Annotated in this window: 13 protein-coding genes and 1 pseudogene; 4 read left to right on the top strand and 10 right to left on the bottom strand. The window is 64.8% G+C overall.

Features of this window, described 5'->3' with window-relative positions:
- Positions 1–135: 135 nt before the first annotated feature.
- Positions 136–450: a hypothetical protein gene (locus CWS35_RS17175; RefSeq protein ID WP_051404279.1), complete on the bottom strand. Its 315-nt coding sequence runs from the start codon at positions 448–450 to the stop codon at positions 136–138.
- Between the two features lie 583 nt (positions 451–1,033).
- Here CWS35_RS17175 and CWS35_RS17170 point away from each other — a divergent pair.
- Positions 1,034–1,429: a helix-turn-helix domain-containing protein gene (locus CWS35_RS17170; RefSeq protein WP_016844123.1), complete on the top strand. Its 396-nt coding sequence runs from the start codon at positions 1,034–1,036 to the stop codon at positions 1,427–1,429.
- Positions 1,430–1,822: 393 nt separating this feature from the next.
- On the top strand, positions 1,823–2,152 hold the full coding sequence (locus CWS35_RS39025; protein ID WP_157817177.1) for a hypothetical protein: 330 nt from the start codon (positions 1,823–1,825) through the stop codon (positions 2,150–2,152).
- Between the two features lie 37 nt (positions 2,153–2,189).
- Here CWS35_RS39025 and CWS35_RS17160 read toward each other — a convergent pair whose 3' ends face one another.
- The 8 genes and pseudogenes from CWS35_RS17160 to CWS35_RS17125 all read right to left on the bottom strand — a co-directional run bounded on the left by CWS35_RS17160 (position 2,190) and on the right by CWS35_RS17125 (position 11,284).
- Positions 2,190–3,272 (bottom strand): isocitrate/isopropylmalate dehydrogenase family protein, encoded by a 1,083-nt coding sequence (locus CWS35_RS17160; protein WP_100952641.1) that lies wholly within the window; start codon positions 3,270–3,272, stop codon positions 2,190–2,192.
- 162 nt (positions 3,273–3,434) lie between these two features.
- Positions 3,435–4,504, bottom strand: a pseudogene (locus tag CWS35_RS17155) (alcohol dehydrogenase).
- Between the two features lie 131 nt (positions 4,505–4,635).
- The gene (locus CWS35_RS17150) at positions 4,636–5,604 is read right to left on the bottom strand and encodes an ABC transporter ATP-binding protein (RefSeq protein ID WP_024580843.1); all 969 of its coding nucleotides are present in this window, start codon (positions 5,602–5,604) and stop codon (positions 4,636–4,638) included.
- Positions 5,601–6,587 carry an ABC transporter ATP-binding protein gene (locus tag CWS35_RS17145; protein ID WP_024580842.1) on the bottom strand — a complete coding sequence of 329 codons (987 nt, stop codon included), beginning with the start codon at positions 6,585–6,587 and terminating at the stop codon, positions 5,601–5,603. The genes CWS35_RS17150 and CWS35_RS17145 overlap by 4 nt, the downstream gene beginning before the upstream one ends.
- Positions 6,584–7,456, bottom strand: coding sequence for an ABC transporter permease (locus CWS35_RS17140; RefSeq protein ID WP_100952639.1), 873 nt, complete (start codon positions 7,454–7,456; stop codon positions 6,584–6,586). Before CWS35_RS17140 ends, CWS35_RS17145 begins: the two co-directional genes overlap by 4 nt.
- Positions 7,443–8,393, bottom strand: coding sequence for an ABC transporter permease (locus CWS35_RS17135; protein WP_024580840.1), 951 nt, complete (start codon positions 8,391–8,393; stop codon positions 7,443–7,445). Before CWS35_RS17135 ends, CWS35_RS17140 begins: the two co-directional genes overlap by 14 nt.
- A 6-nt stretch (positions 8,394–8,399) precedes the next feature.
- Positions 8,400–9,878: an ABC transporter substrate-binding protein gene (locus CWS35_RS17130; protein WP_245439006.1), complete on the bottom strand. Its 1,479-nt coding sequence runs from the start codon at positions 9,876–9,878 to the stop codon at positions 8,400–8,402.
- Positions 9,879–10,108: 230 nt separating this feature from the next.
- On the bottom strand, positions 10,109–11,284 hold the full coding sequence (locus CWS35_RS17125; RefSeq protein WP_245439005.1) for a CaiB/BaiF CoA-transferase family protein: 1,176 nt from the start codon (positions 11,282–11,284) through the stop codon (positions 10,109–10,111).
- A gap of 207 nt (positions 11,285–11,491) precedes the next feature.
- On the opposite strand from CWS35_RS17125, the gene glgA reads away from it, so the two are divergent.
- A complete protein-coding gene (gene glgA / locus CWS35_RS17120) occupies positions 11,492–12,916 on the top strand; it encodes a glycogen synthase GlgA (protein WP_100956431.1) in 1,425 nt (474 codons plus the stop codon).
- A gap of 188 nt (positions 12,917–13,104) precedes the next feature.
- Complete coding sequence (locus tag CWS35_RS17115) at positions 13,105–14,163, top strand: class I SAM-dependent methyltransferase (RefSeq protein ID WP_168226343.1); 1,059 nt, start codon at positions 13,105–13,107, stop codon at positions 14,161–14,163.
- A gap of 73 nt (positions 14,164–14,236) precedes the next feature.
- On the opposite strand, the gene CWS35_RS17110 is transcribed toward CWS35_RS17115, so the two are convergent.
- A complete protein-coding gene (locus CWS35_RS17110; RefSeq protein ID WP_100952635.1) occupies positions 14,237–15,850 on the bottom strand; it encodes a L,D-transpeptidase in 1,614 nt (537 codons plus the stop codon).
- Positions 15,851–15,854 lie beyond the last annotated feature (4 nt).

The following is a 15,854-nucleotide window of genomic DNA, read 5'->3' as shown; positions in this document are numbered from 1 at the left end:
CGCAGGAACTCGGGCGCAATGGCCTCACCACTGGGCTCACGAAGCTTCGGAATCGTGCGCTGGCTGATAGACGAAATCCCGCGTGGTGCGCGGGGGTACGTCAGTTGAACCCGGATGACTTGCTTCGAAGCGGGCTTATTTGACGATTTTCAAGTATGGCGGCAGCCGCTTCAGCGCCGCCGGCTCCTCGGTGTGATCGTCCGACGCGATCATGTCACACAGGGCCTTCAACTCGGAATCGGTCACCTTGTGGAGCTCCATCCGGAGTTCGAGGATGGCGAGCGACAACAGCCGCGCCGTTTCCGTGCTGGCCCGGTCGGTCAGAAAAGCCTGACATTCTTCCAGGGTTGCAAGCAGCGCCAACAACCTTTCTTCCGCATTTGCGACCGGCATATCTTCCACTCCCGAAGCCGCGAGGTAGAGTCGAGGCGTGGCCTTCTTCCGCTTCATTGGCCTCTCCCGCCAGGATTCGCCGGAATGTCGTAGGCGCACAATTGTTCCCGATGATTCAGAACTTTTGGGTAATTGTCCAGCAACATTCCGAAAGCCTGACTTGCACTTACCTCAAACTTTCCCATCCCCGGCGATTCAGTCAAGCAACCGCGCACCGTCTGCGCGACCTCAGGCTGCACTAGCTGGGGTTGCATCCATACTAAGACGCCCGTACAATATAGTTGCCCGTAGAACTACGGGCGCAATGCATTGCCGCCCGGTAAGCATGCGCGCAAAATCTGTGTCGATCAAACTCGCGCTAGTTGTGATTTGGTCAATATTTTGCCAAATGTAGAGGGCGGGGTGTTGATAGACACCTCGGCGCGATCGACTTCAGGTAGTCGGCCGTGTCGGTAATTGGGTGCTTCCAAATACGCACGCTTCCAACCCGGATGTGCGCTTGGATACCATCCCGCGATCTTCCTGGATTTTCGTAGTTCACGACGAACCGACGATCCACTCGAGCTTAACGCGGTACATCATGAACGTGTCCCTGACCTAGCCGGGCCAGGGATTTCCGATTGAAGGACGGGTCACAAGAATGAACAGATCAGCAGCAAAGAAGATGAAGCAGCGCAGTGCCGGCAAGCCGGACATTGAGTTGGGCAAGCGAATTCGCCTGCGCCGTGTCGAGCAGAAGATCTCGCAGGCTGAACTCGGCGACAAGCTTGGTGTCAGCTTCCAGCAGGTTCAGAAGTACGAGAAGGGCGTCAACCGCGTCGGCGCCGCCCGCCTTCAGCAGATCGCGACCGCGCTCGATGTGCCGGTCACCTTCTTCTACGATGGCGACAACAAGGCCCGCGAAGTCGAGAGCCTGTTGTTCCTCGACAGCGCGTTCAGCCTCCGGTTGCTGCGCGCCTACAGCAAGATCAAGGATCAGACCGTGCAGCGCCAGTTGGTGTCGCTGATGGAATCGATCGCCGCCAACGAGGACTGAGCCACGGATCGGATCGCGGTGCCGCGACGCGATCCGCTACGCCGCCGGGACTGAGCTGTGGCCGGTCATCGCGACCGCCACATGCCGTTCCGACCAGGAAGATGTCGAAGCGCTGCCGTCCACGATGGCAGCGCTTTTTGTTTGGCCGCGCATGGCGACGCATTTGCGCCGACTTTCGCGGCGGGCTCTGAACGCCCGGGACATCGGGGCCGATGCGTGCGTCGCCATTCTGTCGCGCGGCCAATTGTCGCCCGCGCGCCGTGTCATCTCACAACCCCCGCATTTCCTGCGTTGAACCATCGCACCTCAAACCAAGTGCACGTGCTCGTCTTTTTTGTCGCAGCAACCAAGCGGCCGCATGGACGTTTTCAGGCTTCAACCAAGGAGATCTCAATGAATATCAAGCTTGCTGTTATTGGACTGGCCGCGCTTGGCAGCGCAGTGCTGATGTCCGGCGCGGCATCGGCGGTGCCGAACGGACTTCCGCAGGCCAGCCACATCGCAGGCGAAACCTCCAACGTCGACAAGGTGCGCCAGGTTTGCGACCGCTGGGGCCGCTGCTACTGGCAGCCGGGCGGTTACGGCTATTACGGTCCGCGCCATCACGGATGGCATCATCGTCCGCACGTCCAGCCTCGCCACCATCACGGTCATCGCCATCATGGCGGCCGCCACGGCGGCGGACATCATGGTGGTGGACATCACGGCGGACATCGCCGCTAACCGTCACGAGGGGGCTTCGGCCCCCTCAGTCGCGGCGCTAAAGCGCCGCCAGCACGGCCTTCGCTACATCGGCCGTGCCGCTGCTGCCGCCGAACTCGAACGGCTTGATGCCGTCGGCATAGACCCTGTCGACCGCGCGCTCGATATTTTCGGCGGCCTCAGCGGCGCTCTCGATACCGTGCTTGTCGGCGAGCCAGTCCAGCATCATCGCAGCCGACAGGATCATCGCGGTCGGGTTCGCCTTGCCCTGCCCCATGATATCGGGCGCGGTGCCGTGGCAAGGTTGGAACACCGCGTAGCGGTCGCCGATATCGGCTGACGGCGCCATGCCCATGCCGCCGATCAGGCCGGCGGTGAGGTCCGACAGGATGTCGCCGAACATGTTCTCGGTGACCATCACGTCGAAGTCCCATGGGCGCTTCACCAGCGCAGCCGCGGTCGCGTCGATGTAGAGGTGATCGGCCTTGACGTCGGGATGACGCTTCGCCGTCTCGTCGAAGATGTTGCGGAAGAAGGCGAATGCCTTGAACACGTTCGCCTTGTCGACGCAGGTCAGCCCGCTATTCGCCTTGCCGCGCGCCTTGCGACGCTCGGCAAGCCGGAACGAGAACTCGAACAGCCGCTCGGAGGTGTGGCGCGTGATCACCATCGTCTCGCGCGCCTCGCTGTCGGTGACGACGCCCTTGCCCATCGAGGCGAACAGGCCCTCGGTGGATTCCCTGATCACGACGAGATCGATGCCCTTCTGGTCGGCCCCGACGATCGTGCTCGGCACGCCCGGAATCAATCGCGCGGGCCGCACGCCGGCATAGAGATCGAAGATCATGCGCAATTCGATCTGCGGCGCGATCTCGGTGTTGTCGGGATAGCGCACCGACGGCAATCCGCAGGCGCCGAGCAGGATCGCATCCGCCTCCTCGCACAGCCGGATCGTGCTCTCCGGCATCGACTTGCCGGTCTCCTTGTAGTGGCCGGCTCCGGCGGCCGCCTCGGTGAAGCGGAATTTGAGGCCGGCCGATGCCTCGATCTTGCGCAGCACCTCGAGCGCCGGCGCCATCACCTCGGGGCCGATACCGTCGCCGCCGAGAACGGCGATGTGGAGCGTGTCGTTGGCGGGCATAGAGGGACTCCAAGATCAGCGAGAGGCGTTGCGTCCGTCATTGCGAGCGAAGCAAAGCAATCCATGCCGCAGCTTGCGGAGATATGGATTGCTTCGTCGCGGAGCCTGTCATCGGGCGCGCGTTCGCGCGACCCGTTGGCTCCTCGCACTGACGGCCGATACCTACGGCGTCAGCACGGCGCGGCCGACGAGTTGCCCCTTGTGCAGATTGGTCAGCGCCTCGTTCGCCTTCGCCAGCGGCATCGGCGTGACCGGGATCGCCGGAATCTTCTTGGTGCGCACGAGGTCGAGCAATTCCTGGGTCTCGCGGAGGTTGCCGACATAGCTGCCCTGGATGGTGACAGCCTTGATCGGGATCAGCGGCAGTGCCCAGGTCGCGCCACCGCCGAACAGGCCGACGATCACGAGCTTGCCGCCCTTGGTCAGGCAGTCGAAGCCGAGCTGCGAGGTCTGGGCGTTGCCGACCAGGTCGATCGCGGCGCGGATCGGCTGGCCGGCCTTCTTGACAAGCTGCTCCAGCGCATCCGGCGCCTTGCCGTCGACGGTTGCGAGCGCGCCGGCAGCCTCGGCCGCCTCACGCTTCTTGGCGTCGATATCGACCACGATGGCGCCCTTGCCGCCCATCGCCTTCAGCAGCGACAGCGCCATCAGGCCGAGGCCGCCGGCGCCGAAGATCACGATCGGCGTGTCGAGATCCTTCTCGACCTTCTTCAGCGCGCTGTAGGTGGTGACTCCCGAGCAGGCGTAGGGCGCGGCGGTGACGGGATCGAGCCCCCGAGGTCGAGCAGATATTTCGGATGCGGCACCGTCATGTGATCGGCATAGCCGCCGTCGCAATAGACGCCGAGCGCATTCGGCTTGATCGCGCACATGTTCTCGTCGCCGCCGAGGCAGGTCGGGCATTTGCCGCAGCCGAGCCAGGGATAGGCCAGCGCGACGTCGCCGATCTTGAGGCCGCCCTTGTCGGCGTCCTTGACGTCGGGGCCGAAGGCCACGATTTCGCCGACCGTCTCATGCCCCATCGTCCGCGGCAGCGAGACGCCGCGATCCTTGAGCGACAGCGGCTTGCGGCCATGGCCGAGGTCGTAGCCGCCCTCCCAGATGTGCAGGTCGCTGTGGCAGACGCCGGCGGCCTTGACCTTGATCAGCACCTGCGTGCCCGACGGCTGCGGCGTCGGCTGATCGACCTCCTTCAAGGGGGCGTTGAAATCGACGACCTGGAAACTCTTCATCGCTGTTCTCCCGAAGCTTGTTGTTGCGGCGGACCTTGCCACGCCTGCCCTCCGGGGACAAACGTTGATGCCCCCGTTTTCGAGCAAGCCGCCATGCGGCCGGCTCGCAAGCCAATTCCGAGGCTCATTGTTCAGACCAGCGGATGATGGCAAGCCGCGAACTGGCCGGGCGCAACCATGCGCAGGTCCGGCACCTCACTGGCACAACGCGCATCGGCCCGCGGACAGCGGGTGCGGAAGCGGCAGCCGGAGGGCGGCGCGATCGGCGACGGCGGTTCGCCGACCGGCACGCTCTGGGTCGGGCGCACATCCGGATCGGGCACAGGGATCGCCTCGATCAGCAGCGCGGTATAGGGATGCGCAGGCCGCGCGAACAACTGCTCGGAGGGTCCGACCTCGCAGAGCCGGCCGAGATACATCACCGCGACCCGATCCGAGACCGCCTTCACCACGGCAAGGTCGTGGGCGATGAACAGCAAGGTCAGGCCGTAGCGCGCCTTCATCTCCTCCAGCAAATTGAGGATCTGGGCACGAATTGAAACGTCGAGCGCCGACACCGGCTCGTCGCAGATCACGAACTCCGGATTGAGCACCAGCGAGCGGGCGATGCAGATGCGCTGGCATTGCCCGCCGGAGAATTCATGCGGCAGCCGGCCGCTGACCAGCGCCGGGTCGAGGCCGACCGCCGACAACACCTCGGCCACCCGCCGCTTGCGTTCCTCGGGATCCTTGACGCCGGCGATCACCAGCGGTTCGGCGACGATGTCGCCGATCCGCCGCCGCGGATTGAGCGAGGCGATCGGGTCCTGGAAGATCAGCTGCACGCGCCGGCGCATCTGGCGCAGCGCCTCGCCCTTCAGCGTGGTGAGATCGTGGCCGTCGAACAGCACCTTGCCGGAAACCGCCTGACGCAGTTGCAGCACCGCGCGGCCGAGCGTGGATTTGCCACAGCCGGATTCGCCGACCAGCCCGAGCGTTTCGCCCCGCCCGATCTCGAGGCTGACGTCGGAGACCGCATGGATGGTCTTGCCGCCGACCGAGTATTCGACGACGAGGTTTTCCACCTTCATCAGCGGGTTGGATGCAGCCTGCAACATCATGCGCCGACCCCTGCTGCGATCGGATGGAAGCAGGCGTAGAGATGCTCCGGTGTCTCCGCCGGGCTGAGCTGCGGCTTCTCCGCGCCGCAGCGCTCGGCGGAATAGCGGCAGCGTGGCGAGAACGAGCAGCCCTTGAGCGGACGGGTCGGATCTGGCGGCCGCCCCGAGATCGCCGGCAGCGGCGTATGCGGCGCGACGTCGAGCTTGGGCAGTGCGGCGAGCAGCGCTTCGGTGTAGGGCATCCGCATCCGCTTGAACAAGGCAGGCGTCGGCGCGCGCTCGACGACGCGGCCGGCATACATCACCGCGACCTCATCGGTACGGCCGGCGACCACGCCGAGGTCATGGGTGATGATGATCATCGCCATGTGACGGCGCTGCTGCTCGCGCGCCAGGAGATCGAGGATCTGGGCCTGGATCGTGACATCGAGCGCGGTGGTCGGCTCGTCCGCGATCAGCAGCTTCGGCTCGCACGACAGTGCAACTGCGATCGCGACGCGTTGGCGCATGCCGCCTGAGAGCTGGTGCGGATATTGCGCCAGCCGCTGCTCGGGCGCGGGAATGCCGACCGCCGCCAACAGTTCGATGCTGCGCTGCCTCGCCTGGGCGAGATCGAGCTCGAGATGTTCCTGGATGGTCTCGATCAACTGGGTGCCGATGGTCAGCACCGGATTGAGCGAGGTCATCGGGTCCTGGAACACCACCGCGAGCGAGCGGCCGCGCAGCTTGCGCAATTTCTCCGCGGACAACCTTGTCAGGTCCTGCCCGTCGAACATCACGCGGCCGGACAGTTTGGCCTTCTTGGGCAGCAATTGCAGGATCGCGCGCGACAGCATGGTCTTGCCGCAACCGGATTCACCGACGATGCCGAGCGTCCTGCCGGCGCCGACCGCGAGATCGACATGATCCACCGCCCGCAGATTGCCGCGTGGCGTCGGCAGGTCGACGACCGCATTCTCGACCGAGAGCAACACGCTACTCATAGCGCACCCTGCCTGGGGTCGGTCAGCGCGCGGATGGTGTCGCCGATCAGGTTGAAGGCGAGCACGGTCAGGAACATCGCGATCGCCGGAATGAAGGCGAGCTGTGGTGCCACCTCGAGGCTCTCGCGTCCCTCCCCGATCATGCTGCCCCAGCTCGAGATCGGCGGCGGCACGCCGAGGCCGAGGAACGACAGCGATCCCTCGACCACGATGGTGACCGCGACGCCAAGCAGGAAGAAGGCGAGCAGCGGCAACAGCACGTTGGGCAGCAGCTCGCGCAGCAGGATACGGGTGTGCGTGGCACCGAGCGCCTGCGCCGCGATGACGAATTCGCGCCGTGCCAGCGACAGGGTCGCGGCCCGCGCCACCCGCATGAAGGCGGGAATACCGAGCACGCCGAGGATGCAGGTCAGGTTGAAGATCGACTGGCCGAGATAGGCGGTGACTGCAAGCGCCAGGATCAGCGGCGGGAACGCCAGCAGCACGTCCATGCTGCCGACCACGAAGGATTCGAAACGGCCGCGGAAATAGCCGGCGAGCATGCCGAGCGCGCCGCCGATGGTGACCCCGATCATCGGCGCGCACAGGCCGACGATCAGCGAGATGCGCGCGCCATAGATCAGTCGCGACAGCTCGTCACGGCCGAGCCCGTCGGTGCCGAGCCAGTGCTCGGCGGAGATCGGCCCCCTTCGTTCGAGCATGTCCATGTCGGTCGGGCTCGGCAGCGGCAGCAGGTCGGCGAAGATCGCGACCGCGAACACCAGCACCATCCAGCCGATCGCGAACCAGAACAGCAGGCCAAGCCTGCGACGGCGCCGGGCCGGTGCCGCGCCGGCCTCGTCCTCGAGGCTGAGCTCAAGCGTGGCCATGGCGGATCCTCGGGTCGAGCAGGGCGTACAGCATGTCGACGATGAAATTCATGATCACGAAGCCCGCGGCAACCAGCAGCACCACGCCTTGCAGGATGATGAGGTCGCGGGTGTAGATCGCACCGACCAGCAGACGGCCGATCCCCGGCAAAGCGAAGATCGATTCGACGATGACGGTGCCGCCGATCAGCCGGCCGATATTGATGCCGGTGATGGTAACGAGCGTCAGCGACGACGGCTTCAGCGCGTGCACGAACAGGATGCGCGACGGCTTCAGTCCCTTCGCCTTGGCGAGCGCGATGTAGTCCTCCTGAAGCGCTGCGATCATGTCGGAGCGCAGCACCCGCATGATGCCGGGCCATTCCGCAAGCCCGAGCGTCAGTGCCGGCAGCACCATGAAGCGCAGATTGGCGACCGGGTCCTCGGTGAACGGCACGTAGCCGGTCGCCGGCAATATCCGCAGCTCGACCGCGAACAGATAGATCAGCAGGATCGCGGACAGGAAGGTCGGCACCGACAGCATACCGAAGGCCGAACCGGTCATGAAGCGGTCGAACGCGCTGCCGGCCTTGGCCGCGCAGGCGATCGCGAGCGGCACGCCGATCGCAAGTCCGATCAGCTCGGCCAGTATCATCAGCTCGAACGAGACCGGAATGCGCTCGCTGACGGCCTGCCACACGGTCTGCCCGGTGCGGAACGATCGTCCGAAATCACCTTGCAGGATGTGCCACAGCCAGCCCAGATAGCGCAGCCAGATCGGCTGATCGAGCCCCATGTCGTGGCGCAGGGCGGCGACGTTCTCCGGCGTCGCCTGATCGCCGAGGATCACATAGGCCAGATCGCCAGGCAGCAGAGAGGCGATCACGAAGGTCAGAACCGAGACCGCGATCAGCACCGGCACCAGATACAGGAGCCTGCGCGCGACGAAGAACAGCATGAACCGCTATTCCTTCCAGGCGTCGGAGACGTCGAGCACCCCGTTGAACATCTTCGGCACACCCTTCACCTTCGCGCTCGAGATCGCATAGTAGGTGTTCTGAAAGGTCCAGAACCAGATGGCTTCCTTGTTGATCAGGCGGCTGACCGCGCAATAGTCCTCGGTGCGCTTGGCAACGTCGGCGGTGGTCCGCGCATGCTCGAGCAACCGGTCGAGTTCCGGATCGGAGAAGTTCGCCAGCGCCACCGGGCTGCCGGTGTGGAAATTGGCGTACATCTGCGGATCGGGATCGGCGAGATCGACGATACGCCACGGTGTCAGCTGGAACTGGCGCATGAAGGCACGCGGCACGATGGTGGCCTGATCGACCTGCTCGATCTCCATGTTGGCACCGGCCCGCTTCCAGATCTGTTGCAGCACCTGGCCGACGGTGCGACCTCGCGGCGTCGCCGACACGATCATCTTGAAGTCTACCGGCTTGCCGTAGTCCTTGAGCAGCGCCTTGGCCTTGTTGATGTCCTCCGGCAGCGCCCCGTCGTCCTTGCACTTCACCCAGGAGCCGTCGCCATAGGGATTGCTGGCCGGCCGCGCCAGGCCATTGGTGATCGCCTGCGAAATCTTCTTGCGGTCGAGCGCCATCACCAGCGCCTGCCGGACGCGGACGTCGTCGAACGGCGGCGCCTTGGTATTGAACGCATAGACCTGCGCGCCCGAGCCCGCATAGGTATGCACGGTCAGGCTCTTGTCCTTTTGCGCCTTGACGATGTTGTCGGCATCGTACTCGTCGTCCCAGATGACGTCGGCCTCACCCGATTGCAGCGAGGCAAAGCGCGACTGCGCATCCGGCAGCGGCTTCAGGATGATGCGGTCGAGATAGGGCTTGCCCTTGTCCCAGTAGTCCGGGTTCTTCTCCAGCACCATGCGGTCGCCGGCGGTCCAGGATTTCAGGATGTAGGGACCGGTGCCGACGGGATTGCGGTTGTAGTCATCGCCCTTGGTCTTCCAGGCCGTCGGCGACTGCATCACGTTGTTGGAACTTTGAATGGATTGCGTCGCCGGGAAGTTCACCGCCGGGTCGCTGAAATTGTAGCGCACCGTGAGGTCATCGATGACGTCCACGCTCTTGATGCTTGTGATGTAGAACGCACAGCGGCACTTGTTGGCCGGGTCCTTCTGGCGGTCGAAGTTCTCCTTGACCGCCTGCGCATTGAACGGCGTGCCGTCGTGGAATTTGACACCGGGCCGCAGCTTGATGGTCCAGGTCTTGAAGTCTTCGGAATGCTCCCAGGACAGCGCGAGCTTCGGCTTCGGTTCGCCCTTGTCGTCGAGCGTCATCAGCGTGTCGAAGATCGCGGCGGCCGCGGTGTTGGCCGAGGTATCGTAGACACCGACCTTCAGCGGATCGAAGCCGGGGATATCGAGCTCCTGACCAACGGTCAGTGTGCCACCCTGCTTCTGCGCATGGGCGGGTACAACTGACGCCACTGCACCTAATCCCGCCACAAGAAATATGCGCGCAACCGCGTGCGCGCGCCCGGCCAGCTTCATCGATGCTCCCTCCCAGGTGGGCGACGTCCGGTGTTCCGGATCGTCGTCTGTTGGGCAGCAGCTTGTCTGGAATCGCTGCGCGCGACAAGACCGTAAAACGGATGAAAAGCCGCAGGGAGATCACGATGCGATCCTGTCGGATCGCATCGTGAACTCACCTGCTCATTCTAGCTGCGTGCGGTCTTGGCCGGCTGCGCCGCGAATCCTGCGATCTGATCGTCGGAGAGACCGATCTCCTTCAGGTATGACAGCGTGTGCTCGCCCAGCGTCGACATCCGTTTGCGGGCACCGACCGTTGCACCGGACATCCGGAACGGCAGGTTGAGCACCTTGAAGCTGCCGCCGCCATCCTCGACCTCGGCCAGTGCACCGCGATGGGCGATCTGCGGATCGGCGAGCGCCTCGCGCACGGTGCGATAGGCCGACGACGGCACGCCATATTCGTTGAGCGCGACAAGACAGGCCTGCGTGCTGACCGCGCGCGACCACGCCTCGACGCCCTCCATCAGATCCGCCCAGTTCTCCCGCCGATCGGAATATTTGGCGAAGCGCGGGTCGGACACCCATTCGGGCCGGCCGATCACCTGCATCAGGTTCTGGAACGTCTTCTCGCTGGCGATCGCCACCATCACGTAACCGTCGGTGGTTTCGATCGGGCCGAACATCGGACGCTGGGTCTGCTTCACCTCGAATTGCGACCATTGCAACTCGTTCAGGGTCAGGCTCAGCATCGATTCCAGCATCGAGACGTCGATATGCTGGCCCTTGCCACTGGCGGCGCGCTGATAGAGCGCAGCCGAGATCGCGCCGAACGCATAGACGCCGGTGAGGACATCGGCGTGGTAGATGCCGCAATAGTCCGGGCGCGAGCGGCCCGGCTGATAGGCAAGATGCGCCATCTCGTAGCCCGAGGCGGCATGGATCACCGGCGCATAGGCCGGCAATTCCGCCGACGGGCCGGTCTGGCCGTAGCCCGAGATCGAGCAGAAGATCAGCTTCGGGTTGATGTCGCGGACCGAGGCATAATCGAGCTTCAGCCGACGCATCACACCAGGGCGGAAATTCTCCACCAGCACGTCGGCAGTCGCGATCAGCCGGCGCACGGCCTCGACGCCGGCCGGCGACTTCAGGTCGAGCACCAGGCTGTGCTTGCCGATATTGAGCTGGCCGAACGCGGTCGAGCAATTGTTGCGCAGCGGCGGCCGCGTCCGCATCGTCTCGCCCTCGGCGGGCTCGATCTTGATCACCTCCGCGCCCGTGTCGGCGAGCATCCGCGTGCAATGAGGTCCGGCGATCGTGGTCGAAAAATCGAGCACGCGAAGGCCGTCAAAGCTCCGTGTCAAATTCCCCTCATCGTCAGCAGCTATTGTCGTTGGCAAGGCTTCCTCCAGCTACGTCATTCCTTGGCGTGGCGTGACCCTAAAGTGAGCCGCCCCGACAGGAAAGCGTCTCGTCCAGACCGGGCCCGCGGGCGGTCTTGCATTTTACTCAATGGCAGATTGGACCCGATCTTGCATGGCCCCTGTCATGGGCTGGAACGAGGGCGCTTGTTGAAGGTCTTATTCGTCACGACCGAGATGGACGATTTCGTCCGCGTGGGCGGGCTTGCCGCCGTCTCCGCAGCATTGCCGCGGGCGCTCCGCCCCTGGAGCGACGTCAGGATCATGCTTCCCGGTTACCGGGACGTGGTCGAACAGTTCACACATATTGAAATCGTTGGGCAATGCCCTGCGCACGCAGAGATGCCGGCCTGCACGCTTGGCCGCGCATCGACCAAGGACGGGCTGCCGGTCTACGTGCTGCTGTGTCCGCAGCTCTATGACCGGCCCGGCAATCCCTATGGCGATGAGTCCGGTCGCGACTGGCCCGACAACGACATCCGCTTCGGCCGCTTTGCCTCCGCCGCTGCCGAACTTGCAGCCGGCACGCTGGACAAGAATTGGGCAGCCGACCTCGTGCACGCCAATGACTGGCAGGCCGCGCTCACACCGGCCTACCTCGCCTGGCGTCAACTACGGATTCCGTCGATCCTGACCATCCACAATCTCGCTTATCAGGGCTTGTTTCCGCGGGACTCGCTGCGGCGGATCGGCGCACCGGAAAGCTCATTCCACATTGACGGGCTGGAGTTCTACGACAAGCTCTCCTTCCTCAAGGGCGGCCTCGTCTACGCCTCGCATCTGACCACGGTCAGCGCGACCTATGCGAAGGAAATCACGACCGCTGAGCTCGGCTGCGGGCTGGAGGGCCTGCTCCGCGCCCGCTCCGACGCCGCAGAGCTGACCGGCATCCTGAACGGCATCGACGAGAGCTGGGACCCGCGCCATTGCGCGCAGCTCGCCCAGCCGTTCGGCGCCGGCGACTGGAAGGGCAAGCAGGCCAACGCCGACTATGTCCGCCGGCAATTCGGGCTCGCCGTCTCGCGCGGGCCGATCTTCGGCCTGGTCGCGCGGCTGGTGCATCAGAAGGGCGTCGACCTCGTGCTGTCGGCCGCCGACGAGATCATCCGGGACGGCGGACAGATCGTCGTCACCGGCAGCGGCGAGCCGGCAATCGAGGACGCGCTGGTGACTGCGCATCGGCGGCGACCGGACGCGATCGGCGTCATCATCGGCTTCAACGACGCGCAGGCGCGCCGCATCTTCGCCGGCAGCGACTTCACCCTGATGCCGTCGCGCTTCGAGCCTTGCGGCCTCAGCCAGATGTATGCGCAGCGTTTCGGTTCGTTGCCGATCGGCCACCAGACCGGCGGGCTCGCGGAAACCATCGCCGACGGCGAAACCGGCTTCCTGTTCGCGCAACCGTCGGCGGAGTCTTTCCTCGGCGGCGTCCGGCGCGCGTTCGACGCCTATCGCGCCAAGGACCGCCTCAACGCCATGCGCGCCAGCGCGATGGCCAAGTCCTACAGCTGGGACCTGTCGGCCGCCTGTTACAGCGCGCTGTACAAACGGCTGATCATGCCGCGCGCGGCCTAACCAGCGGTTCCTGCGCCGGTGACGTCACACCGACTGGGATCCCAGCGAGCCCGGTAACAATCACTTCATTGCAGCGAACCTTTCAGGCACTCACGCCGCCCCAAGGCTGCGTGCCTGGACGATGGCGTACGGATGAAATTGCGAATGACGGACATTTTGCCAAAACGTGATTGCGATGGAGAAACATCATGGATGTCAACGAAGAGCGTCTCAATTCATTCATGGGAAAGATGGTTGGTGACTTTGGGGCCGCCCTGAACGCCTCGCTGATGCTGGTCGGCGACAAGCTGGGCCTCTACAAGACGCTTGCGCAGCGAGGACCGATGAATGCCTCGGCGCTCGCCAAGGCGACCGGAACGGCCGAGCGCTACGTTCAGGAGTGGCTCTCGGCACAGGCCGCCTCCGGCTACGTCGAATATGACAGGAGCTCCGGAGAATTCTCGATGCTGCCCGAGCAGGCACTCGCGCTCGCCGACGAGGACAGCCCGGTGTTCCTCGGCGCCATCGGAAACCTGGTCGGCGCAACCTTTCTCGACGAGCCGAAAATCACCGACGCATTCAAGACCGGCAAGGGAGTAGGCTGGAACAGGCGCAGCGAGTGCCTGTTCTGCGGCACCGCCCGCTTCTTCCGAACGAGTTACAAGCACTATCTGGTCCAGCAATGGCTGCCGGCGCTCGAAGGCGTCGTCGACAAGCTGACGAAAGGCGCCGTCGTCGCTGATATCGGCTGCGGGCACGGCGTCTCGACGCGGCTGATGGCAGAGGCGTTCCCGAAATCAACCTTCTACGGCTTCGACTATCACGACGGCTCGATCCAGGCGGCGCAGATGTCCGCACGGGAGGCGGGACTGTCAGACCGCGTCCACTTCGAAACGCACTCCGCCAAGACATTCCCTGCCAAGGGGTATGATTTGGTGTGCTTCTTTGATTGCCTGCATGACATGGGCGACCCGGTCGGCGCCCTCAGGCATACCCGTTCCACCCTCGCCGACGACGGCACCTGCATGCTGATCGAGCCGTTCGCCAACGATCGGCTGGAGGACAACCTCAATCCGGTCGGGCGCGTCTACTACGCGGCGTCGACGATGATCTGCACACCGGCATCGCTGGACCAGGAGGTCGGTCTTGCACTCGGCGCGCAGGCCGGAGAGGCGCGACTGCGCGACGTGGCACGCCAAGGCGGCTTCTCGCGTTTCCGCCGCGCCGCGGAAACGCCGTTCAACCTGATCCTGGAAGCTCGCCCGTAACGGCGGCACGCAACCGGACGGCGGTGTCGCACCGCCGTCCGATCGTTCAGTTATCCCGGATCAATCCGACGCCCTACCACCAGTCGCGTTGCGACTGATAATAGTACTGGCCACCGCGCCGGCGCGGAGCGGCTTGAGGATTGCCGTAAACCTGCGGCTCGCCGTACTGGGTGGGAGCCTGCGGGTTGCCGTATTGGGTCGGCCCCTGCGGATTCCAGTTGCGCGGCGAGAAAAAGCCGAAGCCGTCATCTTCCCCGCTCGCGACCATGTCGTCGGTTTCCGCCGGCCGCGTCGGCTTGCGCGTGATGAAACCACCCTGCGGCTGGTTGCTCAGGACAGCGACGAACTCGGTGCGATAGTTGGTCTCGGCGCTCAGCGGTTCGTCCGAGATGATGATCGACGAGCGCGGCACCGCGGTCGGCGCAATGCGATCCAGCACATCCTGGGGAATGGTGACGCGGTCGAGCGCGTCCTTGGCGTTGTCTCCGTCGTCGATCGTCACCTCGGTCCAGCGCAGGCCGCTGTCGGTGCGCGCAACCGCCGTATAGATATGCGTGCCGATCGGCTGGTCCGGATCACGAATGGTGACGGGAACCTCGATGCTCGAATCGAACACCTCGCCGCCATCCGGCCACGCCTTGTGGGTGTTGCGCCGGACGTAGAGCTTCTGCGTGGCGCGGCTGATGTAGACCGAGACCGGTTCGAGCGCGAGCTTCGCCTCGGTGGCCGCCTTCTGGGTATCGGCCTTCTTGGTCTCGGCGGCCTTGGCGGCGTCCTTCGCGGCGGCCGCGGCATCGAGCTTCGGCTTGGCGTCGCCTTGGGCTGCTTCGAACTGCGTGGTGGCAGCCGCCGCCTTGGCGGCAGCCTTCTGTTTCATATCTTCGGCGCGCGCCTTGGCCTGGTCGGTCTTGGCATTGGCGAGCGTCTTGTCGGCGAGCGCCACCTCGGCGTCGGCCCGGGTCTTGGCCTTTTCCAGCTTACGCAGGGAGGCCGGCGTGAACAATGCGGCTTCCTTGGTCGCGGCCACGGAGGCCTTCTTCGCCTCGTCGGCCGCCTTGGCGGCATCCGCGGCCTCGCGGGTCAGGGTCTCGGCACGCGCCGGAGCAGCGGCGATGGCTTGTGCGTTCGGCACGAACAGCGCCGGATGGGTGAAATCGACGGGAGCCGCGTCGTTCGGCGCGATGATCACGCGCATGCCGATCTGCGTCTTGTCGAACAGCTTCTCGGCAAAGTCGTAGGGCATGCGGACGCAGCCGTGGGAGGCCGCATAGCCTGGCAGCGGGCCGCCATGCAACGCGATGCCGTTCCAGGTGATGCGCTGCATGTTCGGCATCCAGGCATCATCATACATGGTCGAGTGGTGGTCCTTGTCCTTCTCGACCAGCGCAAAGACGCCGGCCGGCGTCTCGCGTCCCTTGACGCCGCTCGACACCGGCGCGCGGTAGATCCAGCCGTCGGCATCGTAGAACGTGACCTTCTGGGACTTGATCGACACGATGGCCATGATCGGCTCGCCGGCCGCGCGCGGCGCGGTCGCCTCGACGGTCGCCGCGGGGCGCTGCTGCTTGGCCGCGGCGCCGCCGGTCAGTGACGCGAATGTGACCATGGCCGCGAAGGTCACAAAGGCGGGATTCCCCCAACGCCGCATCGCTCCGGTGGCCTGCGCCGTCGTCGTTCGATTTATCATGCCA

The organism is Bradyrhizobium sp. SK17, from assembly GCF_002831585.1.
Classification (GTDB): Bacteria; Pseudomonadota; Alphaproteobacteria; order Rhizobiales; family Xanthobacteraceae; genus Bradyrhizobium.
The sequence above is the reverse complement of the archived record's forward strand: the minus strand, read 5'-3'. Positions and strand labels throughout refer to the sequence as shown.